This window comes from Castellaniella hirudinis, from assembly GCF_042651965.1.
GTDB classification, from domain to species: domain Bacteria; phylum Pseudomonadota; class Gammaproteobacteria; order Burkholderiales; family Burkholderiaceae_B; genus Castellaniella; species Castellaniella hirudinis.
Genome location: NZ_JBHSDY010000010.1, coordinates 95845 through 115861 on the forward strand (window position 1 = coordinate 95845; position 20017 = coordinate 115861).

The 20017-nt window shown below is 65.5% G+C and carries 19 protein-coding genes and 1 tRNA gene; 10 read left to right on the forward strand and 10 right to left on the reverse strand.

Annotated elements, in window-relative coordinates:
- Window positions 1-32: 32 nt before the first annotated feature.
- From ehuD to ehuB, 3 genes are read right to left on the reverse strand one after another with little or no spacing between them, the layout of a single operon-like run.
- On the reverse strand, window positions 33-725 hold the full coding sequence (gene ehuD / locus ACFO0J_RS14140) for an ectoine/hydroxyectoine ABC transporter permease subunit EhuD (RefSeq protein ID WP_376813737.1): 693 nt from the start codon (window positions 723-725) through the stop codon (window positions 33-35).
- A 2-nt stretch (window positions 726-727) separates the two neighbouring features.
- The gene (gene ehuC / locus ACFO0J_RS14145; protein ID WP_376813738.1) at window positions 728-1399 is read right to left on the reverse strand and encodes an ectoine/hydroxyectoine ABC transporter permease subunit EhuC; all 672 of its coding nucleotides are present in this window, start codon (window positions 1397-1399) and stop codon (window positions 728-730) included.
- 12 nt (window positions 1400-1411) lie between these two features.
- Window positions 1412-2269, reverse strand: a complete 858-nt coding sequence (gene ehuB / locus ACFO0J_RS14150) for an ectoine/hydroxyectoine ABC transporter substrate-binding protein EhuB (protein ID WP_376813739.1) — start codon at window positions 2267-2269, stop codon at window positions 1412-1414.
- Window positions 2270-2638: 369 nt separating this feature from the next.
- Here ehuB and aroG point away from each other — a divergent pair, with 369 nt between their 5' ends.
- The 6 genes from aroG to mnmA are packed head-to-tail and all read left to right on the forward strand — an operon-like array spanning window position 2639 to window position 10201.
- A complete protein-coding gene (gene aroG, locus ACFO0J_RS14155; protein ID WP_376814160.1) occupies window positions 2639-3730 on the forward strand; it encodes a 3-deoxy-7-phosphoheptulonate synthase AroG in 1092 nt (363 codons plus the stop codon).
- Between the two features lie 60 nt (window positions 3731-3790).
- Window positions 3791-5203, forward strand: a complete 1413-nt coding sequence (locus tag ACFO0J_RS14160; RefSeq protein ID WP_376813740.1) for an FAD-binding oxidoreductase — start codon at window positions 3791-3793, stop codon at window positions 5201-5203.
- A 20-nt stretch (window positions 5204-5223) separates the two neighbouring features.
- On the forward strand, window positions 5224-6720 hold the full coding sequence (locus ACFO0J_RS14165; RefSeq protein WP_376813741.1) for an FAD-linked oxidase C-terminal domain-containing protein: 1497 nt from the start codon (window positions 5224-5226) through the stop codon (window positions 6718-6720).
- A gap of 34 nt (window positions 6721-6754) precedes the next feature.
- Window positions 6755-7849 carry a glycolate oxidase subunit GlcE gene (gene glcE, locus ACFO0J_RS14170; protein WP_376813742.1) on the forward strand — a complete coding sequence of 365 codons (1095 nt, stop codon included), beginning with the start codon at window positions 6755-6757 and terminating at the stop codon, window positions 7847-7849.
- An 8-nt stretch (window positions 7850-7857) separates the two neighbouring features.
- Window positions 7858-9087 (forward strand): glycolate oxidase subunit GlcF, encoded by a 1230-nt coding sequence (gene glcF / locus ACFO0J_RS14175; protein ID WP_376813743.1) that lies wholly within the window; start codon window positions 7858-7860, stop codon window positions 9085-9087.
- Entirely contained in the window at window positions 9080-10201 is a 1122-nt protein-coding gene (gene mnmA, locus ACFO0J_RS14180) for a tRNA 2-thiouridine(34) synthase MnmA (RefSeq protein ID WP_376813744.1), read from the forward strand. The genes glcF and mnmA overlap by 8 nt, the downstream gene beginning before the upstream one ends.
- A 158-nt stretch (window positions 10202-10359) precedes the next feature.
- On the opposite strand, the gene ACFO0J_RS14185 is transcribed toward mnmA, so the two are convergent.
- The gene (locus ACFO0J_RS14185; RefSeq protein ID WP_376813745.1) at window positions 10360-10974 is read right to left on the reverse strand and encodes a glutathione S-transferase; all 615 of its coding nucleotides are present in this window, start codon (window positions 10972-10974) and stop codon (window positions 10360-10362) included.
- Between the two features lie 162 nt (window positions 10975-11136).
- Here ACFO0J_RS14185 and purB point away from each other — a divergent pair, with 162 nt between their 5' ends.
- Window positions 11137-12513, forward strand: coding sequence for an adenylosuccinate lyase (purB, locus tag ACFO0J_RS14190; RefSeq protein WP_376813746.1), 1377 nt, complete (start codon window positions 11137-11139; stop codon window positions 12511-12513).
- Between the two features lie 15 nt (window positions 12514-12528).
- On the opposite strand, the gene ACFO0J_RS14195 is transcribed toward purB, so the two are convergent.
- Window positions 12529-13506 (reverse strand): quinone oxidoreductase family protein, encoded by a 978-nt coding sequence (locus ACFO0J_RS14195; RefSeq protein WP_376813747.1) that lies wholly within the window; start codon window positions 13504-13506, stop codon window positions 12529-12531.
- Between the two features lie 100 nt (window positions 13507-13606).
- On the opposite strand from ACFO0J_RS14195, the gene ACFO0J_RS14200 reads away from it, so the two are divergent.
- On the forward strand, window positions 13607-14020 hold the full coding sequence (locus ACFO0J_RS14200; protein WP_376813748.1) for a winged helix-turn-helix transcriptional regulator: 414 nt from the start codon (window positions 13607-13609) through the stop codon (window positions 14018-14020).
- Here the strand turns inward: ACFO0J_RS14200 and ACFO0J_RS14205 are convergent.
- The 3 genes from ACFO0J_RS14205 to pdxR all read right to left on the reverse strand — a co-directional run bounded on the left by ACFO0J_RS14205 (window position 14017) and on the right by pdxR (window position 17335).
- Entirely contained in the window at window positions 14017-15147 is a 1131-nt protein-coding gene (locus ACFO0J_RS14205; protein ID WP_376813749.1) for an acyltransferase family protein, read from the reverse strand. The genes ACFO0J_RS14200 and ACFO0J_RS14205 overlap by 4 nt on opposite strands.
- A gap of 152 nt (window positions 15148-15299) precedes the next feature.
- Window positions 15300-15764 (reverse strand): hypothetical protein, encoded by a 465-nt coding sequence (locus tag ACFO0J_RS14210; RefSeq protein ID WP_376813750.1) that lies wholly within the window; start codon window positions 15762-15764, stop codon window positions 15300-15302.
- Between the two features lie 89 nt (window positions 15765-15853).
- Window positions 15854-17335, reverse strand: a complete 1482-nt coding sequence (gene pdxR / locus ACFO0J_RS14215) for a MocR-like pyridoxine biosynthesis transcription factor PdxR (protein ID WP_376813751.1) — start codon at window positions 17333-17335, stop codon at window positions 15854-15856.
- 104 nt (window positions 17336-17439) lie between these two features.
- On the opposite strand from pdxR, the gene ACFO0J_RS14220 reads away from it, so the two are divergent.
- Entirely contained in the window at window positions 17440-18690 is a 1251-nt protein-coding gene (locus ACFO0J_RS14220) for a benzoate/H(+) symporter BenE family transporter (protein ID WP_376813752.1), read from the forward strand.
- 126 nt (window positions 18691-18816) lie between these two features.
- Here ACFO0J_RS14220 and ACFO0J_RS14225 read toward each other — a convergent pair.
- Both ACFO0J_RS14225 and ACFO0J_RS14230 read right to left on the reverse strand, forming a co-directional pair.
- Window positions 18817-18892, reverse strand: a tRNA-Lys gene (locus ACFO0J_RS14225).
- Between the two features lie 70 nt (window positions 18893-18962).
- Window positions 18963-19376 carry a hypothetical protein gene (locus ACFO0J_RS14230; protein ID WP_376813753.1) on the reverse strand — a complete coding sequence of 138 codons (414 nt, stop codon included), beginning with the start codon at window positions 19374-19376 and terminating at the stop codon, window positions 18963-18965.
- A 399-nt stretch (window positions 19377-19775) separates the two neighbouring features.
- On the opposite strand from ACFO0J_RS14230, the gene ACFO0J_RS14235 reads away from it, so the two are divergent.
- Window positions 19776-20012, forward strand: a complete 237-nt coding sequence (locus tag ACFO0J_RS14235) for a hypothetical protein (RefSeq protein WP_376813754.1) — start codon at window positions 19776-19778, stop codon at window positions 20010-20012.
- The last annotated feature ends 5 nt before the right edge of the window (window positions 20013-20017 follow it).

Consider the following 20017-nt stretch of genomic DNA (forward strand, 5'->3'; position numbering starts at 1 on the left):
AAGGGCGGCGGCGCGTTTTGCCGCGGCGGAGTTCAACGCAAGGGGATGCCGCGCTTGGGCAGCTTTTCGTCGAGGACGCGCACGCCGGTCGAGGCGAGCAGGGTCAGGATCAGGTAGAGCGCGCCGACCAGGGTCAGCGGCACCATGTAGTTGAAGGTGCGATCGCCGATGATGCGTGCGACGTTGAGCATTTCCAGGACCGAGACCACGGACAGGACGGGGACGTCCTTCATGATGGAGACCAGGTAGTTGCCCAGGGCGGGGATGATGCGCGGGATGGCCTGGGGCATGATGATGACGGCGAAGGTGCGCAGGGGCGAGATGTCCAGGGCGCGTGCGGCCTCGGTCTGGCCGTGGGAGATGGATTCCAGGCCTGCGCGGTAGACCTCGGACATGTAGGCGCTGTACTGCACGCCCAGGGCCAGCGCGCCGGTGAGGAAGGCGGGCAGGACCAGGCCGTATTCGGGCAGGACGTAGTACAGGAAGAACAGTTGCACGAGCAGCGGGGTATCGCGCAGGAATTCGGTGAAGACGGTGGCGGGCCAGGCGATGAGCTTGAGGCGGGCGCTCTTGAGGGCGGCAAGGACCAGGCCGAGCGCGGCGCCGACGACGAAGCCCAGCAGGGTGGCCTGGATGGTGACGATCAGGCCGCGCAGCAGGATGGGCAGGATGGACCAGGCGAAGGTCCAGTTATTGGCGGTGTTCCATTCGATGCCGAACAGCATGGTCAGCTCCTTCGCGCGCGCCAGCGCCCGAGGCGGGACTCGAGCAGGCGCATGGCGGCGGCCAGCACCAGGGCCATGCCGAAATACATGAGCAGCAGCAGGGTGTAGACCCCGACGCTGTCCTGGGTGAAATTGCGCACGCGCTCGGCCTGGAAGGCCAGGTCGCCCAGGCCGATCAGAGACACCAGGGCGGTGTCCTTGAGGTTCTGGACGGCCAGGTTGCAGAAGCTGGGCATCATTTCCGGGACGGCCTGCGGGATGGCGATGCGCCAGAGGGTCTGGCGTGGCGTGAAGTCCAGGGCCTGGGCGGCCTCGTACTGATTGCCGGGGACGGCCTGGATGGCGCCGCGCACGACTTCGGCGCCGTAGGCGCCGATGTTCAGGCTGAGCGCCAGGGTGCCGGCCACCACGGGGGGCAGGCGCAGGTCGATGCCGAGGGCCTGGCCGAGCACGGGCAGGGCGAAGAACAGCCAGAACAGTTGCACCAGCAGTGAGGTGCCGCGAAAGATCTCGATCATCGCGATCGAGGCCCAGCGGCACGGGCGCAGGCTGGAGAGGCGGCCGATGCCGAACAGGAACGAGAACAGCGCGCCCAGGATGGTGGAATACAGGGCCAGCCTTGCGGTGACCCCGGCGCCCACCATCAGGGGGTCCAGATAGGACAGCCAGTCCATGAGGCTAGCGGCTTAGCCGGCGCAGAGCTGTTCGGTGGAGCGGGAGAAGGACTGGGTGGTGTCTTCCTCGGAGAAGCCGTAGCCGTGCAGGATTTTCTTCCAGTCGTCGGTCTTCTTGAACTTGGCCAGTTCCTGGTTCACGGCGTCGCGCAGGTTCTTGGAGTCCTGGGCGAAGGCGAAGCCGCCCCAACTGCGCACGGGTTGACCGTCGACGACAGGATCCTTGAAGTCGTGCGCGGCCTCGACCTTGCCCTTGCCCTTGGCGGCCAGCTCGCCGACGGTCAGGCTGGTGGCGGCGTAGGCGTCGGCGCGGCCGGTGGAGACGGTGGAGATTGCATCGGCGTTGTTGGAGAGGGTGACGATCTGGGCGGCGGGGACTTTGAGGGCCTGCATCATTTCGAGCTGGTCGGCGCCGGCCATGATGGCGACCTTGTTGCCGGAGGTGGCGAAGCTTTCGAAATCGTGGATGTTTTTAGGGTTGCCCTTGGCGACGAGCAGCCCTTCGCCGTAAGAACTGTTGGGTTCGGAGTAGATCACCTGCTTGCAGCGCTGGGGCAGGATGGCCATTTCGGCGGCGACCACGTCGTAGCGGTCGGCCTGCAGGCCGGGGATGAGGGAGCCGAAGTTGGTGGTGGTCCAGGCGATTTTCTTGATGCCGAGGGCCTGGGCGATATGCTTGATGACGTCGGGACCGGCGCCCTTGGCTTCGCCGTTCAGGTCCATGTAGCCGTAGGGAATCTCGTTGGCGACGGCCACGCGCAGCGTGCCCGATTGCTGGATGGCGGCCAGGTCCGCTGCGTGAGCGGCGCTCAGGCCCAGGGCGCACGTGGCGGCCACGGCCAGCAAGCAGGGTTTGAGTACGGATTTCATGGGCGGTCTCCTTAATTTATATGCATGAAATGATCTATAGTCGAATGATCGATTATAGAATGATTCTTATACGAATCAATTAACACGCTAATCAATTCATGCGTAATGGATTGTTCATGACTATGAGCGGAAAATTCCTCCAGCATCACCGGAGCAATTTTCTTGCGTGAGAGACGGGCGTTGTGCTAGGATTGACTAATGCACTCGATTCCTTATTTTTTCTACTTTTTTACGTTTCCAAAACCGCTGGTGGAGGAAGGGAATCGCTGTACAAAAAGGTAGACCACACATTCCCGAAAAAGCCGCCGGCCCCGCCAGGCGGCTTTTTTGTTGCCGCCCCCGCATCCGGCCCATGAATGGAGCATGACCGTGTCACACAATACCGACGATACCCGCATCCGAGAAATCCGCGAGCTGGCCCCGCCCGCTCACGTGATGCGTGAATTCCCTTGCACTGCGGATATTTCCCGCACGGTCCACGAGGCGCGGCATGCCATCCACAATGTGCTGTACGGCGCCGATGACCGCCTGGTCGTCGTCGTCGGCCCGTGTTCCATCCACGACACCGAAGCGGCCATGGATTACGCCCGCCGTCTGGCGCCGCAGCGCGAGCGCCTGGCCGATGATCTGGTGGTCGTGATGCGGGTGTATTTCGAGAAGCCCCGCACCACGGTGGGCTGGAAGGGCCTGATCAACGATCCGGGCCTGGACGGCAGCTTCAACATCAACCAGGGCCTGCGCACCGCGCGCGAACTGCTGATCGACATCAACGCCCTGGGGCTGCCGGCCGGCACCGAATTCCTGGACATGATCACGCCGCAGTACATCGCTGATCTGGTGTCCTGGGGCGCGATCGGGGCGCGCACCACTGAAAGCCAGGTACACCGCGAGCTGGCCTCGGGGCTGTCCTGCCCGGTGGGCTTCAAGAACGGCACCGACGGCAACACGCGCATCGCCCTGGACGCGATCAAGGCCTCGTCGCAGCCGCACTACTTCCTGTCGGTCACCAAGGGCGGGCATTCCGCCATCGTGTCCACGCGGGGCAACGAGGACGGCCACGTGATCCTGCGCGGCGGCAAGGCGCCCAATTACCAGGCTGAACACGTCCAGGCGGCGGCCGAGGCCCTGGAGAAATCCGGCATGCGCCCGCGCGTCATGGTGGACGCCAGCCACGCCAACAGCAGCAAGGACTACACCCGCCAGCCTCTGGTGATCGAGGACGTCTGCACCCAGCTCGAAGCCGGCGACACGCGCCTGTTCGGCGTGATGGTTGAAAGCCATCTGGTGGGCGGGCGCCAGGATCTGGTGCCGGGCAAGCCGCTGGTGTATGGTCAAAGCATTACGGACGGTTGCGTGGACTGGGACACGACGGTGGCCGTGCTCGACCGTTTGGCTGCGGCCGTGCGAGCCCGTCGTCAGACGATCCGCACTTCCTCCGAGTCGATCGGCAGCGCCGCCTGACGTGACCGCGTCGCCGGCCGTGCCGCAGGCTTACACGTTTTCGAGAGACTAGAATCGGATATGGATACCTTGCATATCGTCCAACAGGCCCGAGTTTTGCCGGAGGGCTTCGTGGCGGCCCTGCAAGCGCATTTCGGCGAACGCTGCTCCACGGCGCAGGCGGTGCGCGAGCATCATGGCCGCGACGAGTCCCCGTATCCGGCCATGCCGCCCGACGTGGTGGTCTTCGCCCGGCACGTGGACGAGGTCGCCTGGGTGGCGCGCCATTGCCATGATCACGGCGTCGCCCTGATTCCCTACGGTGTGGGCTCGTCCCTGGAGGGCCACCTGCTGGCGGTCCAGGGCGGGGTCTGCCTGGACCTGTCGGGGATGAACCAGATCGTCGCCGTGCACGCCGAGGACTTCACGGCCACGGTCCAGGCCGGCGTGACGCGCAAGCAGCTCAACGAATCCCTGCGGGAAACGGGCCTGTTCTTTCCGATCGATCCGGGCGCCGACGCCAGCCTGGGCGGCATGGCGGCCACCCGCGCCTCCGGCACCAATGCCGTGCGCTACGGCACCATGCGCGAGAACGTCATGTCGCTGAAGGTCGTCACGGCCGACGGACGGGTGATCGAGACCGCCAGCCGGGCGCGCAAGTCCTCGGCAGGCTACGACCTGACCCGCCTGTTCGTGGGCAGCGAAGGCACTCTGGGCATCATCGTCGAAGTCACCGTGCGCCTGTACCCCCAGCCCGAGGCCGTGTCCGCCGCAATCTGCAATTTTCCCGACCTGGATACCGCCGTCCGCAGCGTGATCGAGGTCATCCAGATGGGCGTGCCGGTGGCGCGGATCGAATTCATGGATGCCCATGCCGTGCGGGCCACCAACCGCTACAGCCATCTGACGCTGCGCGAATCGCCCCTGCTGCTGTTCGAATTCCACGGCAGCCCGGCCTCGGTGCGCGAGCAGGCCGAATCGGTGCAGGCCATCGCGCGCGAGCACGGCGGCCAGGATTTTGAATGGGCCGACCGCCCGGAAGACCGCAGCCGCCTGTGGACGGCGCGGCACAACGCCTACTTCGCCGGCCTGCAGTTGCGCCCCGGCTGCCGCGCCAGCACCACTGACGTGTGCGTGCCGATTTCCCGTCTGGCCGAATGCGTGGGGGACACCGCGCGCGAACTGGACCAGGCCAGCTTTCCCTATACCATCGTAGGTCACGTGGGCGACGGCAATTTCCACGTCCTGATGCTGCTCGATCCGGAAAACCCGGACGAGTGGACCGAATCCGAGCAGTTGAACCAGCGCCTGGTGGCGCGCGCCATCGCCATGCAGGGGACCTGTACCGGTGAGCACGGGGTCGGCCTGCACAAGCAGGCCTTCATGCGGGACGAGCACGGCCAGGACGCCCTGGACGTGATGGCGGCGCTCAAGGCCGCACTGGACCCGCGCAATGTGCTGAACCCCGGCAAGATTCTGCCGCCGGCGGCCTGACAGGCGCATGAAGGAGCCTCATGGACATCGCAAGCACGGCGGATGAACGGCACGTCAGCGTGCCTGATTTCCCCGGTTTCCTCGCCCGCATCGCGCGCGACGTGCCGGCGCATTGCATCCTGACCCGACCAGACCAGACCCGCGTCTACGAATGTGACGGGCTGGCGCTGTACCGCGAACAGCCGCCTGTCGTGGTGCTGCCCGAAAACGAAGCCCAGGTCATCGCCATCCTCAAGGCCTGCCACGAGCACAATGTGCCGGTGGTGCCGCGCGGCGCGGGCACCGGGCTGTCGGGCGGCGCCACGCCGCATCCCCAGGGCGTGGTCGTGGGCCTGGCCAAGCTCAACCGCATTCTGCGTCTGGACCCCGAGACCTGTGTGGCCGTGGTCGGCCCGGGCGTGCGCAACCTGGCCATTTCCGAGGCCGCCGCGCCCCATGGCCTGTACTACGCGCCGGATCCGTCCAGCCAGATCGCGTGTTCCATCGGCGGCAATGTGGCGGAGAACTCGGGCGGCGTGCACTGCCTGAAATACGGCCTGACGGTGCACAACGTGCTGCGCGTGCGCATGGTCACGGTCGAGGGCGAGGTCATCGAACTGGGCGGCGAGGCGCCGGACGCCCCGGGCCTGAATCTGTTGCAGGCCTTCATTGGTTCCGAGGGCATGCTGGGCCTGGTCACCGAGGTCACCGTGCGGCTGATCCCGCGACCGCAACTGGCGCAGGTGGTCATGGCCAGCTTTCCCAGCGTCGAGCAGGCAGGCGAGGGCGTCACGCGCATCATCGCGGGCGGCATCATCCCCGCCGGGCTGGAACTGATGGACAAGCGTTCGGTGCACATGGTCGAGCCTTTCGTGCAGGCCGGCTACGATTTGCAGGCCGAGGCCATCCTGCTGTGCGAATCGGACGGCACGCCCGACGAAGTGGCTGAGGAAATCGCCCGCATCGAGGCCCTGCTGCGCGAGGCCGGCGCCACTCGGCTGCAGACCTCCGCATCCGAAGCGGAACGCCTGAAATTCTGGGCCGGGCGCAAGAACGCCTTTCCCGCCGCCGGCCGCATTTCGCCCGACTATTACTGCATGGACGGCACGATTCCGCGCCGCCACCTGGGCAAGGTCCTGGCGGCCATCGCGGCCATGGAGCAGGAATTCGGCTTGCGCTGTGCGAACGTATTCCATGCCGGGGACGGCAATCTGCACCCGCTGATTCTGTTCGACGCCAACCAGCCCGACGAGGTCGAGCGCGCCGAGGCCTTCGGCGCCGCCATTCTGGAACTGTGCGTGCAAGTAGGCGGCACCATCACCGGCGAACACGGCGTGGGCCTGGAAAAGATCAACCAGATGTGCACGCAGTTCAGCCGCGACGAGCTGGATGCCTTTTCAGCGCTCAAGCGCGCCTTCGACCCCTATGGGCTGCTCAATCCGCTCAAGCTGATCCCGACGCTGGTGCGCTGTGCGGAATACGGCAAGATGCACGTCCACCAGGGCGACATCCGTTTTCCCGACATCCCCCGGTTCTAGAATACGTGTGATCAGTGTGAACAGGCCCTAGCCCATGGAATTCGTCTTATCCGAACTTTGCGAGCAGGTCGTGACTGCGCGCGCCGCGCAACGCCCGCTCCTGATCCGGGGCGGCGGCACGCGCTTGTTTTACGGCGGCCCGCTCCCGGCGGGCGAAGCCGTGTCCTGGCTGGATGTGTCGGCCTATCAGGGCGTGGTCAGCTACGAGCCGTCCGAACTGGTGCTGACGGCCCGGGCCGGCACGCCGCTGGCGGATATCGAGATGCTGCTGGCGTCGCGTGACCAGATGCTGGCCTTCGAACCGCCGCGTTTTGGCGCCGCCGGCACCCTGGGGGGCTGCGTGGCCTCGGGGCTGTCCGGACCCCGCCGCATGGCGGCCGGGTCGCTGGCCGATTTCGTGCTGGGCACGCGCCTGCTGAGCGCCGACGGCAATGTGCTGCGTTTCGGCGGCGAGGTCATGAAGAACGTCGCCGGCTACGATGTCTCGCGCCTGCTGGCGGGGTCGCTGGGCGTCCTGGGGGCGCTGGTGGAAGTTTCCCTCAAGGTCGTGCCCCGGCCGCACAGCGAGGCCACACGCGTGCTGGCGCTGGACGAAATCTCGGCCCTGAATCAGTGCCTGCGCTGGCGCTCTCGGCCGCTGCCGATTTCGGCCACGGCCTGGGTGGCCGATGCCTCGGGCGTAGGCGGGAAACTGTCGGTGCGCCTGTCGGGCAATGCCTCCGCCGTGCGGCAGGGGCTGGAGGAGATCGGCGGGGAGTCGCTGTGCGACGAAGCCGCTGATGCCTTCTGGCTGGGCCTGCGCGACCAGACGCATGCATTTTTTCGCCATCGGCCCTTGTGGCGCATCGTCCTGCCCGCCGACGCCCCCGCGTTGGGCCTGACGCCCGTGCTGCACGAATGGGGCGGCAGCCTGCGCTGGCTGGCCGGCGCCCATGACGCGGCGGCGCTGCGCGACCGGGTGCAGACGCTGGGAGGGTCCGCCTGTCTGTACCGGCGCGAGGGCGCGCCCGACGACGTGCCTGCCTTCCATCCCCTGGCTGACGGGGTCATGCAGATCCACCGGCGGCTGAAGCGCGAATTCGATCCGGCCGGGATATTCAATGCCCACCGGCTGTACCCGGAACTCTGAGGACCACCATGCAGACACAACTCGCAGACTGGGCGCGCGATACCGATCTCGGCCGGGATGCGGATGAAATCCTGCGCCGTTGCGTGCATTGCGGTTTTTGCCTGGCGACCTGTCCGACCTACCAGATCCTGGGCGACGAACTCGACAGCCCGCGCGGCCGCATCTACCAGATCAAGCAGGTGCTGGAGGGCGCCGAGCCGACCTTCGTCACCCAGCAGCACCTGGACCGCTGCCTGACCTGCCGCAATTGCGAAACGACCTGTCCCTCGGGCGTCCAGTACGGCGCCCTGGTGGACATCGGCCGCCAGATCGTCAGTGAACGCGTGCGCCGCCCGCTGCACGAACGTCTATTGCGCGGGGGCTTGCGCCGCCTGATGGGCTCGCCCTGGTTCGGCGCTTTGTACCGCATGGGACGCTGGGCGCGGCCCTTCCTGCCGGCCGTGCTGCGTGCCAAGATCGCCGATGCCCGCCCGGCCGGGCCGCTGCCGGCCGATCCGGGCCGCCATGCGCGCCAGGTGCTGATGCTGGCCAACTGCGTCCAGCCCGCCATGATGCCGTCCATCGACGCCGCCACGCTGCGCGTGCTGGATGCGGTCGGGGTGGGCACGCGCATCGCCGCCGGATCGGGTTGCTGCGGCGCCATCAATTTCCATCTGGACGCCCAGGAGGCCGGCCGCGACCAGATGCGCGCCAATATCGACGCCTGGCTGCCGTTGCTGGAGTCCGGCGAGGTCGAGGCCGTGGTCGTCAATGCCTCGGGCTGCGGCGGCATGATCAAGGACTACGCCCATCATCTGAAGCATGATCCGGCCTATGCCGACCGCGCCGCGCGCCTGATGCCTTACGTCAAGGACGCGGCGGAATTGCTGGCGCCCCTGGCGGCCGAACTCCGGTCGAAGATGCATCGCACGCCCGGCCGCAGCGCCTTTCACCCGCCCTGCACACTGCAACACTGGCAGGGCCTGCGCACCGTCACCGAGCGGCTGCTGACGGACCTGGGCTTCGATCTGCAGTCCTTTGGCGAGTCGCACCTGTGCTGCGGTTCGGCGGGCACGTATTCGATCACCCAGCCGGCACTGTCGAAGTCCCTGCGCGAGCGCAAGCTGCAGGCGATCGAGGCGACCCTGCCCGAGACCATCGTGTCCTCGAACATCGGCTGTATCTGTCATCTCCAGGGCGGCACCGGCACGCCGGTGCGCCACTGGATCGAAACTGTAGACGAGGCTTTGCATGAGTGATTCCGATCAACCCGCACGGGGTGCCCGAGTCGTCATCGGCATGTCGGGCGGGGTTGATTCCTCGGTGTCGGCCTGGCTGCTCAAGCAGCAGGGCTACGAGGTGGTCGGCCTGTTCATGAAGAACTGGGAGGACGACGACGACAGCGAATACTGCTCGTCGCGCCAGGATTGGCTGGACGCCGCCAGCGTCGCCGACGTGGTCGGCGTGGACATCGAGGCGGTCAATTTCGCCGCCGAATACAAAGACCGCGTGTTCGCGGAGTTTCTGCGCGAATATTCCGCCGGCCGCACCCCCAATCCGGACGTGCTGTGCAACGCGGAAATCAAGTTCAAGGCCTTCCTGGATCATGCCATGGGGCTGGGCGCCGACTATATCGCCACCGGCCACTACGCCCGGGTGCGCCGTGTCGACACGCCCGCCGGGCGGCGCAGCCAGTTGCTGAAGGCGCTGGACGGCTCCAAGGACCAGAGCTATTTCCTGCATCGCCTGAACCAGGATCAGTTGTCGCGCACTCTGTTTCCGCTGGGGGAGTTGCCCAAGACCGAGGTGCGCCGCATCGCGCGCGAGATCGGCCTGCCCAATGCGGCCAAAAAGGACTCGACCGGCATCTGCTTCATTGGCGAGCGGCCGTTCCGGGAGTTCCTGAACCGCTATCTGCCGACCAAGCCGGGGCCGATGCTGACGCCCGAAGGCCGGGAAATCGGCCGCCATCAGGGGCTGGCCTTTCATACCCTGGGTCAGCGCAAGGGCCTGGGCATCGGCGGTGTGCGCGGCGCGCAGCGGGACGACGGCACGGCCGACGCCTGGTACGCGGCCCGCAAGGATCTGGCGAACAACACCCTGTACGTCGTCCAGGGCCACGATCATCCGTGGCTCTTGAGCGAACGTTTGCACGCCCAGGACGCCAGTTGGGTGGCGGGCGAGCCGCCGGCCCTCGGCGCTTACGCCGCCAAGACCCGCTACCGGCAGGCCGATGCCGCCTGCGTCCTGGAAGCGGGGGAGGGCGCGGATTTTGCGCTGCAATTCACCGAGGCCCAATGGGCCGTCACCCCGGGCCAGTCGGCCGTGCTGTACGACGGCGAAGTCTGCCTGGGGGGCGGGATCATTATCTAAGGTCCGGCGTTGGCTGTGTATGAAGCAAAAAAGGCCCCCACGCTGCGCCTTCGGCTTGCTGCCCCCCGAGGGGGCGCTTTTTGCCTTGGGGCGGCCCGGCGGCAAAAATCCCCGCGCGGCGCCAGGCCGTCGCGGGGATTTTTGCATGTCGTCGCTGGTTACGCCGCCGGCGGCTTGGTCGTGGCGAAGGAGGGCCGGGCGTCGAGTTTTTCGGCCAGGCGGGCCAGGTGGGGGTGGTCGGCGCGCCAGTCCAGTTCCGGGCAGCGCAGGTCCAGATAGCCCAGGGCCGCGCCCACGGCGATATCGGCCAGGCACAGGTTGACGCCCATGCAGTAGGGCTGTTCGCCCAGCAAGGGTTCCATATAGCCCAGGCCGGCGCGGATTTTTTGCTGCTGGCGCTCGACCCAGTCGGCGCTGCGCTGGCCTTCGGGCCGGCGGTGGGTTTCCATGAAGGCGGTCGCAGCAGCGTCCATGATGCCGTCGGCGATGGCTTCCCAGCGCTTGACTTCCACGCGCTCGCGCCCCGGCGGCGGGATCAGGCGGCCGACCGGCGAGAGCGTGTCCAGGTATTCCACGATGACGCGCGAATCGAACAGTGCGCCGTTCTCGTCCATGATCAGACAGGGCACCTTGCCCAGGGGATTGTGCGCCGTGACGTGGGTCGCGGGCCCCCAGGGGTCATCGAGGATCAGCTCGTAGTCGAGCTTTTTCTCGGCCAGCACGATACGGACCTTGCGGACGTAGGGGCTGGTCAGGGAACCGATCAATTTCATGGGGAATCAGGAGAGTCCAAGGCTCGAAAAGTATAGCAGGACGGTCCCGGATTCCGGGCCGTCGGGGGTGTTTTGACTCTTTTTGACGAAACCCTGCGGGCGGGGTGTGGTTTATCCGCCCCGCCCGCAGGCGGGCACGGGCGGATGCGCTAGAATTCCGCCATGCATATTGATCCCTCTCTCAGCGCGCTGAACGCGCTGTCGCCCCTGGATGGGCGCTACGCAGCCAAGGCTGACGCCCTGCGGCCCTTTCTGTCCGAAGCCGGTTTCATGGCGCACCGGGTCGAAGTCGAGATCGCCTGGCTGATCGGCCTGTCCGACGCCGGGCTGCCCGAACTGCCCGCCTTCCCGGCGGCGGCGCGCGCGCGGCTGCAGGCTTTGGTCCAGGACTTTTCCGAGGCTGATGCGGGCCGCATCAAGGCCATCGAACGCACCACCAATCACGACGTGAAGGCAGTCGAATACTGGCTCAAGGAACAGGTCGCCGACGACGCCGAACTGTCCCGTGCGGCGGAATTCATCCACTTTGCCTGCACCTCTGAAGACATCAACAACACCTCGCATGCCCTGATGCTGGGCCGCGCGCGGTCGCAGGCCGTGCTGCCGGCGCTGGAATCCGTCGTCGCCCGCCTGCGTGAACTGGCGCACCAGCACGCCGATCAGCCCCTGCTGTCGCGCACGCACGGCCAGCCGGCCACGCCCAGCACCATGGGCAAGGAATTCGCCAACGTGGTCGCCCGCCTGGACCGCGCCCTGGACGCGATCCGCGCCGTGCAGCCGCTGGCCAAGATGAACGGCGCCACCGGCAACTACAACGCCCACCTGTCGGCCTATCCGGGAATCGACTGGCCTGCGTTCTCCGGCGGTGTCCTGGGCGGCCTGGGGCTGACCCAGAATCCCTATTCGATCCAGATCGAACCGCACGACTGGATGGCCGCCCTGTTCGACGCGATCGCCCGCGCCAACACCATTCTGCTGGACTTGAATCGCGACGTCTGGGGCTATATCGCCCTGGGGTACTTCAAGCAGCGCCTGAAGGACGGCGAGGTCGGCTCGTCCACCATGCCGCACAAGGTCAACCCGATCGACTTCGAAAACTCCGAAGGCAATCTGGGCCTGGCCAATGCGATGCTGCGCCACCTGTCGGAAAAGCTGCCGGTCTCCCGCTGGCAGCGCGACCTGACGGACTCCACCGTGCTGCGCAACCTGGGCGTGGCGCTGGGCTACAGCCTGGTGGCCTACGACGCCTGCCTGCGCGGTCTGGGCAAGCTGGAACTGAACCCCGCCGCCATCGATGCCGACATCGACGCCTGCTGGGAAATCCTGGCCGAGCCCGTGCAGACGGTGATGCGCCGCTACGGCCTGCCGCAGCCCTACGAGCAACTCAAGGCGCTGACGCGCGGCAAGGGCATCACCGAGCAGGCGCTGCGGGAATTCATCACCGGCCTGGATCTGCCTGCGGAGCCCAAGGCGCGTCTGCTGGCGATGACGCCGCGCAGCTACGTCGGCCTGGCGGCCAGGCTGGCAGCGGCAGTCTAGACGGGTCCGGGCGCCTCAGGGCTCCAGCACCACTTTCCCCATACTGCTGCGTGATTCCAGCAGTTGGTGCGCGCGCGCTGCGTGCGCCAGGGGAAAGCGGCCGCCGATCACCGGCTTCAGGTCTTTGCTGACCACACGCTGGAACAGCGCTGCCAGATCGCGGCCGACATCGCTGGTTTTCAGGAGCGGCAGCAGGGCAAAGCCCTGGATCGTCTGCGCCTCGTCGAGCAGGTCGCTGACCTCCGATGTTGCCAGCGTGAAGCGGCCGAGCGCGCCGAACAGCAGCACCCCGGCCGGCGCCAGCAGCCTGGTGAACTGCCGAGTCCAGTCGCCGCCGACAAAGTCGTAGATCAGATCGAAACCGGCGGCAGGTCCCGCCGCGCGGCAGTGCGCCAACCAGCCCTCGTCCCGGTGGTTCACGGCCTGGTCAGCTCCCAGCGACAGCGCCATCTGCCGCTTTGCTTCCGAGCCGGCGAGCGCCACCACCCGCCCGGCCCCCGCCTGCTTGAGCAACTGGATCAGCAGGGTGCCCACCCCGCCGCCGGCTGCCGTCACCAGGACGGATCTGCCCGCCGGCGCCGTCCGCCGCACGGCGTGCAGCGCCGTCAGTCCCTGGACCTGCAGCGCTACCGCGGCATCGAACGGGACGCCTTCGGGCACCGGTACTGCGGCGGCGGCCTTGGCCACGACATATTCCGCATATCCGCCATCGCGGCCGATCGCAAACAGCGGCACGGCCACCCGGCTGCCCATTGCGATCCCGGCCTGCGGGCCGGCGGCTTCGGCCGTCCCCGCGATTTCCACGCCGAACCGGGCGGGCAGCGGCGGCGTCACCGCGTACTGGTCGCGCCGCATCAGCAGTTCGAAGAAATTGATCCCCGAGGCCCGCACGCGAACCAGGATCTCGTCGTCGGCCTGGATTCCGGGCGGGGTGACTTCCAGCGTTTCCAGGACCTCGGGGCCGCCAAACGCATTCATCTGCACCAGTTTCACGCTGCATCTCCTGACATCATTCATGACGGAGACCATTCTATGCAGGGGGATTCCTGCTACTCTACAGACGATTTCCTCTCATACACACCTGTTGGTCAGCATGGCTCAGATCATCAAGAAACTGCCCGACCTGCCCATTGAACGAGCGATCCGGACGCTGTCGGGCCGGTGGAAAGCCGTGATCCTCTATCACTTGCTGGGCACGCCCAAGCGCCTGTCCGAACTGACCCGGCTCATGCCGTCGGCCAGCCAGAAGGTGCTGATTCAGCAGCTCCGCGAGATGGAGGCGCACGGGCTGGTGCACCGCGAAGTCTTTCCTCAGGCGCCGCCCCGGGTGGATTATTCCGCGACTGAACTCGGCCTGAGCCTGGAGCCCGTCATGCTGGCGCTCTGCGAATGGGGGCAACGGCATGCCAGGGAACTTGACCAGATCGATGAGCTGGCGGACTGTATTGTTCGGCCGGTCCATACCAAGGCCCGGCCGGCGCCTGCTGCACACGCGCAGCGGACCTAGAATTTCTGGTAATCCAGGGCGAGACGGGGCGCGCGGCGCGGTGTCGTGCTGAGCCGTTTCAGCAGGGCGCGGCAGGCGTCGATGGCCCGGACCTCGACCAGGTAATGCACGAGCGTGGCCGCCACGAGGGACAGGGACACGGCGAAGGCAAAGGCGGGTGCGCCCTCCAGCCCGAAGCGCACGCCGTACGTCCTGATCGCCTGGAGCACGATGATGTGCGTCAGGTACAGGGCATAGGAAATATTCCCCAGGAAAAAAAGCCAGCGCACGTCAGGCAAGCCGTTCAGGCGTTCGTAGAGCAGCAGCGACAGAATCAGGGCGACCGAAGGCGCGCCCCATCGCGTCAGTCCGTGGCCGTAGAAATCGCCGGAAAAATAAATCAGGGCGGAAATTGCGGCTGTGCCGAGTAATAGCGGCTTCAGGAACATGCTGGTTTTTTCGGGCAGGTCGGGCGCTGCCATGAAAATGGAATACAGCGCGATCCCGCAGACGAATTCCAGAATCATGGGCGAAGACAAAATCGCCAGCGCCGGCCGCACGAGTCCGCCATACGGGTAGTCATACTCCGTATAGGCCGATAATTCGATCGCGTGATTCAGTGCCCATTGCAACAGCAGAAAGATCGAGACGATGAGGCCGGCCGTAATCAGCCTGCGGTGCTTTTGTGAAATCGCCAGACCGACCAGGAACAACAGATAAAAAGAAATCTCGTACGTCAGCGTCCACGCCGGGCTGAGCAGGTTGTAGCCGAAGAACGGGCCTTTATCTGAATAGTCCGCCTGCAGCGGGATGATGGATTTCAGCACCGAATATCCATCGGCGCCGAACAGCAGGACGAATGCCAGCAGGCTGAAGAGCAGCAGGGGATAGATTCTGAAAAACCGTTTCAGGGCATACGCCGCGACAGGATGCGGGCTGTCGGGCTTGCGGGTCGAATAGCAGATGATGAATCCGCTGATGATGAAAAACAGATCGACGCCGAATGCGCCGCTGCCAAACAGCGCGTCGCCCAGATCTTTCTGGGCGTAGGTGTCGTTCAAAAAATATCTGAAATGAAAGCAGACCACCATGAGGGCCGCCACGCCCCGGAGATACTGCACACTTTTGATGATTTCCTGATTGCGCATCAAAATGGCCTATGGAATACCCTTATATTCCCCAGCCTAGCATAGACACTTGTGGCCGATTGATTCTGTCTTTATCAGAGCATGAGCATCGGGCCGGCTGTTTTTGTCGTTTTTTGAGCGTGTCTTTCAGGGCGCTCGCCGTCCGCCGCGCTTCAAAGCCGCTGGTCCGCCGCCAGGGCCAGGATCCGCGCCCAGCGCCGGGCCTGACGGCCGTCCGCCATGGGGATCCGCCATTCGCCGCGCGCGTCATGCCGCAATTGCAGCACCAGCCCGTGGCCTCCCTGGGCCTGGGTGCGCGAAACCCCCGCGATATCGGCGAAGATGAAGCGTGCCTCCTGATCGCCCAGGGCCAGCCGGCCATGCTTTTGTCCGGCATCCAGGGTCAACCGCCCCCAGTCGCCCGACAGTTCCAGCACGCGCCGCCCGCCGACCGTTTTGCCGTGATAGCGGCGATGGCGATGCACTGCATACACCGCCAGGCCCACGAGGATCGCTGCGGCCGCCAGGACGGCGCATGCGCCCGCCCATGCTCCGAAGCGCCCGGCCACGTTTGCATACAAACGGAAAGCGCCGAAGAGCAGGGCGCCGATGAGGAGCGGGATCAGTAAAAGCGGCATGTGTTTACGAGGGAGCGGAAGCGTTCCCGGTGCCAAGGTATCACGTGTGGCACGGACTGGCCGTTGCCAGCGGTAAGGTGCTGGCGCATTCATTCTCTGCGCAGCGAGCGCAGAACTGCGGCCAGTTTCTTCACCCCGAGCTCCAGCTCATGCGGCGTATGAGCCGCGAACCCCATCAGGAAGCCAGCCTGATGCCGATGCGAAACGTGCAGCGCCGTCAGGCCGAGCAGGTCGATGCCCGCCCTGCGCGCGGCATCCAGCGCGGCGCGTTCGGGGATGGGGCGGATCAGAATGCAAGGCATCTGCATCCCGCCTGCGGGTACATGAGGCTCCAGCCAATCGCCCAGGTGCGTGCGCACCAATCGCGCCAGCGCGTCGCGCCGCTCGGCATAGACAGCGCGCATGGTGCGCACATGCGCACCCAGGTGCCCGCCTTCGATGAAGCGTGCCAGGGTCAGTTGCGGGATGGGAGCGCTGTGCCCATCGAGCAAGGTGCGTGCGACCGTCATGGGGCCGACCAGCGCGGATGGCAAAACCATGTAGCCGATACGCAGTCCCGGAAACAGGGATTTGGTGAAGGTGCCGACGTAGAGGGTGCGTTCGTACGCGTCCAGGCCCTGCACGCAGGCGGTGGGCTTGCCCTCGTAGTGAAACTCGCTGTCGTAGTCGTCCTCGATGAGCCACGCTTGATGTTGCCGTGCCCATTCGATGGCGATCAAGCGCCGTTCCAGCGTCAGTGTGGTACCGCTCGGGAACTGATGCGAAGGAGTCAGGAACGCCGCTTTGGCCTTGGTTTCCGGCAGCCGTTCCACCTGCATGCCGTCGGTATCCAGCGGCACAGGGACGCATTGCAGGCCCGCCGCCTCGAACGCCTTGCGCGCGCCGTGGTAGATCGGATCTTCGATGGCAATGCGCTCGCCAGCGTCGAGCAGCACGTGGGCGCACAAGGTCAATGCCTGCTGCGAACTGGTCAGCACCAGTACCCGCTCGGGCGTGGCACGAGCCCCGCGTTCGAGGTTGACGTAGTCCGCAATGGCCCGGCGCAGCGGCTCCATACCCTGGGGCGGACTGTGCGGCAGGACTTGAGTGCCATGTTCCTTGAGTACTTGGCGGTGCAGTCGCTCCCAGGTCTGGAGTGGAAAGTTGCGCGTTTCGGGTACGCCGGGCGCAAATGCACGAGGCGTCAGGAAATCCCGTACGCCGCCGCTTGCATACATGGCGGCGCCGCGCCGGCTCAGGCGCAACGCGGGCACGCGTACGGGCGGTCGTCGCACCAGGCCGCGCCCCGGAAGGCGCTGTACCTGCTCTGAGACGAAGCTGCCGCTGCCTACGCGCCGCTCAATAAAGCCTTCGGCGTGCAACTGGCCGTAGGCCGCCTCCACTGTGTCGCGCGAGACCCCCAGCGACTGAGCCAGCGCACGTGATGCGGGCAAGGCTTTTCCTGCGTCCAGCGCGCCGTCCAGGATCAGTTGCCGCACGGCCCGCTGGATTCGCACATGCAGCGGCAAGGCGCCGTGCGCAGGATCGCCTACCCAGGCTTTGACGGATTCGAGTTGAGCGTGTTTGAACAATTGGTCGGTATGCCTACATAAAAGTGGCAGGGAGAACCGAGCCATTTTAATTCTATAAATTCAGTATCCATAGGGGCAGTATTTTTTGGGAACCGTACCAAGACATGTCATCCGCCAACTCGCACGCGCCGCTTCGCTGGAGCGATCTCACCCATCCCATCGTCGCCGGCCTGATTTCTGTCGTCGTCAATTACGGTGGTACTTTCATTCTGGTGTTTCAGGCCGCCAAGGCGGCCGGTCTCAGCCCGGAGCTGACGGCCTCCTGGGTGTGGTCGGTTTCGATCGGCGTGGGGGTGACGGGCCTGCTGCTGAGTTGGGCGACGCGTGAGCCCATCATCACGGCCTGGTCGACGCCTGCGGCCGCATTCCTGGTGACCGCCCTGGCGACCACGCCCTATGCGCAGGCCGTGGGCGCCTACCTGGTTTCAGCCGCGGCCTTTGTGGCGCTGGGCCTGTCGGGGTATTTCGAGCGCGTCATCCGGCTGATTCCGCCTGGCATCGCAGCCGGACTGCTCGCGGGCATCCTGCTGCAATTCGGCATCCAGGCGTTCGGTGGGATGAGCGTTGATCCCATGCTGGCCGGTTTGCTGATCGTGGTCTATGTGGTGCTCAAACGCATTGCAGCGCGCTATGCGGTCGTGGGCATCCTGATGCTGGGACTGGCCTTTTTGCTGGCACAGCACCGGGTCGACCTGTCGGGTCTGGAACTGAAATTCGCCGCCCCCGTGTTCACGATGCCCGCGTTCTCGTTCAACGCCCTGCTCAGTGTGGCGCTGCCGCTGTTCCTCATCACGTTGACCGGCCAGTACATGCCCGGCATGCTGGTGCTGCGCAACGACGGTTTCAAGACCAGCGCCAATCCCATTGTGGCCGTCACGGGGCTGGGCTCGTTGCTCATGGCGCCGTTCGGCTCACATGCCTTCAACATTGCCGCCATCACCGCCGCCATCGCCACGGGCCGCGAGGCGCATGAAAATCCTTCCAGGCGATGGATCGCGGGCGTTGCCGCGGGCGTGTGCTACATCCTGGTCGGCGTGTTCGGGGTGACGCTGGCCGCGGTCTTCATGGCTTTCCCCGCGACTTTCATCACCACGCTGGCCGGCCTGGCGCTGCTGGGCACCATCGGCGGCAGCCTGGCCAATGCACTGGCCGATCCAAAGACGCGAGAGGCTACGCTGATCACTTTTTTGGCTTCCGCAGCCAACATCAGCCTGCTGGGAATCGGCGGCGCTTTTTGGGGATTGGCGGTCGGGCTGCTGTCCTATGTCGTGCTCAATGGTCAAATGTCGTGGCTGCGCAGGTTTGGGCGAGCCGCCGGCCCAGCCGCTGTCCAGCCCGGTATCAGTGAGGAGTGAGGCGGCCGTGTCACTGCCGGTACGAACCATGTCTTTGAATGCCCGGGGGCTGCCGAGGCGCTAGGGATTGCGCGCCAAAAACAAAAAGGCCAGTTCCGGAGAACTGGCCTTTTTGCTGGATAATCCTGGTGGGCTGTGAGTGACTCGAACACTCGACCGACGGATTAAGAGTCCGCTGCTCTACCAACTGAGCTAACAGCCCGTCGCAATGATTTTGCGAAGAACGAAACTATACACCTTTTTTATGGCCTGTGCAAAAACCCGGTCCGGGTTCAGCGGCGTCCCGCCCCCACGTTCAGGAAGATGTTGGCCGCAAAGGTGACGATGCTCAGGCCGGTGGCGATCTCCGCGACGGCCAGGAGCGGAATCACGCCGGGGTGGCCGAGCACCAGCAGGGCGAGGCTGATGAGCATCACCGGCAGGGCGATGTTCTGGAGCCAGAAGTGGATTCTGGACAGGCGGCTGCGTCCCGCCTTGGGGAAGATGCAATAGATGAGTCCGGCCAGCGCCATGGTGGCCCAGCCCAGCAGGTTGAGGTGGGTGTGCACGGGGCGCAGGGCGAAGTTTTCGGTGGCGCCCATGCCGATGCCGATGACGATGCCGATCAATAGATAGAGGATCGCGAGCTTGAGCCAGATGACGCCGGCGGTGGAAAAGGCGGGGTCTGCGGTGCTGTCGGTCTGCATGGTGTGTCTCCTGAAGGGTCGGAACTGCGGTCTGGGCCCGTTATGCCTGCGGCATAGAGTCGGCTGGACGCTGTTGCAACCATCGGCGTTCACACTGACGCGGATGCACGTGAAACCTCGGCTGAGGCCGTGATGCGCCGTCCGGCCCATCGGGGTTTCGGTGGGGCCCGGAACGACATGTGACATGATAAGTCAGCCGGATGCGTTGCAACCGTCGTGACGCGGGCGGCGGCCTGTTTTTTTAAGCTTCAAATGCTTCGCATGAAAAATGCCCCGGTCCCGTGCGACCGGAAATAGGCAGTGACAAAATCACCGGGCATGCCGCCGTCGCAGTCCCGGTCATCCTGCAAGAACCTGTTATAAGAAGGCAGACATATTCCAGTAGCAGAAGGAGGAAACATGTCCGGCCGTATTGTGATCCGCTGTGGTGTCGCGCTGGGTTTCGCTGTGCTGATGGCCGGCTGCTTCGGAGGCGGGGCGCCGGCCAGGCAGTCGGCCCAAGGCGGCGATTGCCAGTGGAACCGCAGCCGGTGCCTGTACGAGGGCTCCTACGAGCCCGGAGAACGGGACTATGCCGAGCAAGAGGCCAAGGACCTGAACCGGGCCTCGTTGCAAAAACTGCGGCGCTCCCGCTAGGGGAT

Bases quoted from the DNA above. Each gene is read 5' to 3' on its own strand.
- ACFO0J_RS14200 (WP_376813748.1), top strand. From the start codon at position 13,607: ATGGCTCAGATCATCAAGAAACTGCCCGACCTGCCCATTGAACGAGCG.
- glcE (WP_376813742.1), top strand. From the start codon at position 6,755: ATGGAATTCGTCTTATCCGAACTTTGCGAGCAGGTCGTGACTGCGCGC.
- ehuD (WP_376813737.1), bottom strand. From the start codon at position 725: ATGCTGTTCGGCATCGAATGGAACACCGCCAATAACTGGACCTTCGCC.
- mnmA (WP_376813744.1), top strand. From the start codon at position 9,080: ATGAGTGATTCCGATCAACCCGCACGGGGTGCCCGAGTCGTCATCGGC.
- ACFO0J_RS14220 (WP_376813752.1), top strand. From the start codon at position 17,440: ATGTCATCCGCCAACTCGCACGCGCCGCTTCGCTGGAGCGATCTCACC.
- ehuB (WP_376813739.1), bottom strand. From the start codon at position 2,269: ATGAAATCCGTACTCAAACCCTGCTTGCTGGCCGTGGCCGCCACGTGC.
- ACFO0J_RS14235 (WP_376813754.1), top strand. From the start codon at position 19,776: ATGTCCGGCCGTATTGTGATCCGCTGTGGTGTCGCGCTGGGTTTCGCT.
- ACFO0J_RS14185 (WP_376813745.1), bottom strand. From the start codon at position 10,974: ATGAAATTGATCGGTTCCCTGACCAGCCCCTACGTCCGCAAGGTCCGT.
- ehuC (WP_376813738.1), bottom strand. From the start codon at position 1,399: ATGGACTGGCTGTCCTATCTGGACCCCCTGATGGTGGGCGCCGGGGTC.
- ACFO0J_RS14165 (WP_376813741.1), top strand. From the start codon at position 5,224: ATGGACATCGCAAGCACGGCGGATGAACGGCACGTCAGCGTGCCTGAT.
- purB (WP_376813746.1), top strand. From the start codon at position 11,137: ATGCATATTGATCCCTCTCTCAGCGCGCTGAACGCGCTGTCGCCCCTG.
- ACFO0J_RS14230 (WP_376813753.1), bottom strand. From the start codon at position 19,376: ATGCAGACCGACAGCACCGCAGACCCCGCCTTTTCCACCGCCGGCGTC.
- glcF (WP_376813743.1), top strand. From the start codon at position 7,858: ATGCAGACACAACTCGCAGACTGGGCGCGCGATACCGATCTCGGCCGG.
- ACFO0J_RS14160 (WP_376813740.1), top strand. From the start codon at position 3,791: ATGGATACCTTGCATATCGTCCAACAGGCCCGAGTTTTGCCGGAGGGC.
- ACFO0J_RS14205 (WP_376813749.1), bottom strand. From the start codon at position 15,147: ATGCGCAATCAGGAAATCATCAAAAGTGTGCAGTATCTCCGGGGCGTG.
- ACFO0J_RS14210 (WP_376813750.1), bottom strand. From the start codon at position 15,764: ATGCCGCTTTTACTGATCCCGCTCCTCATCGGCGCCCTGCTCTTCGGC.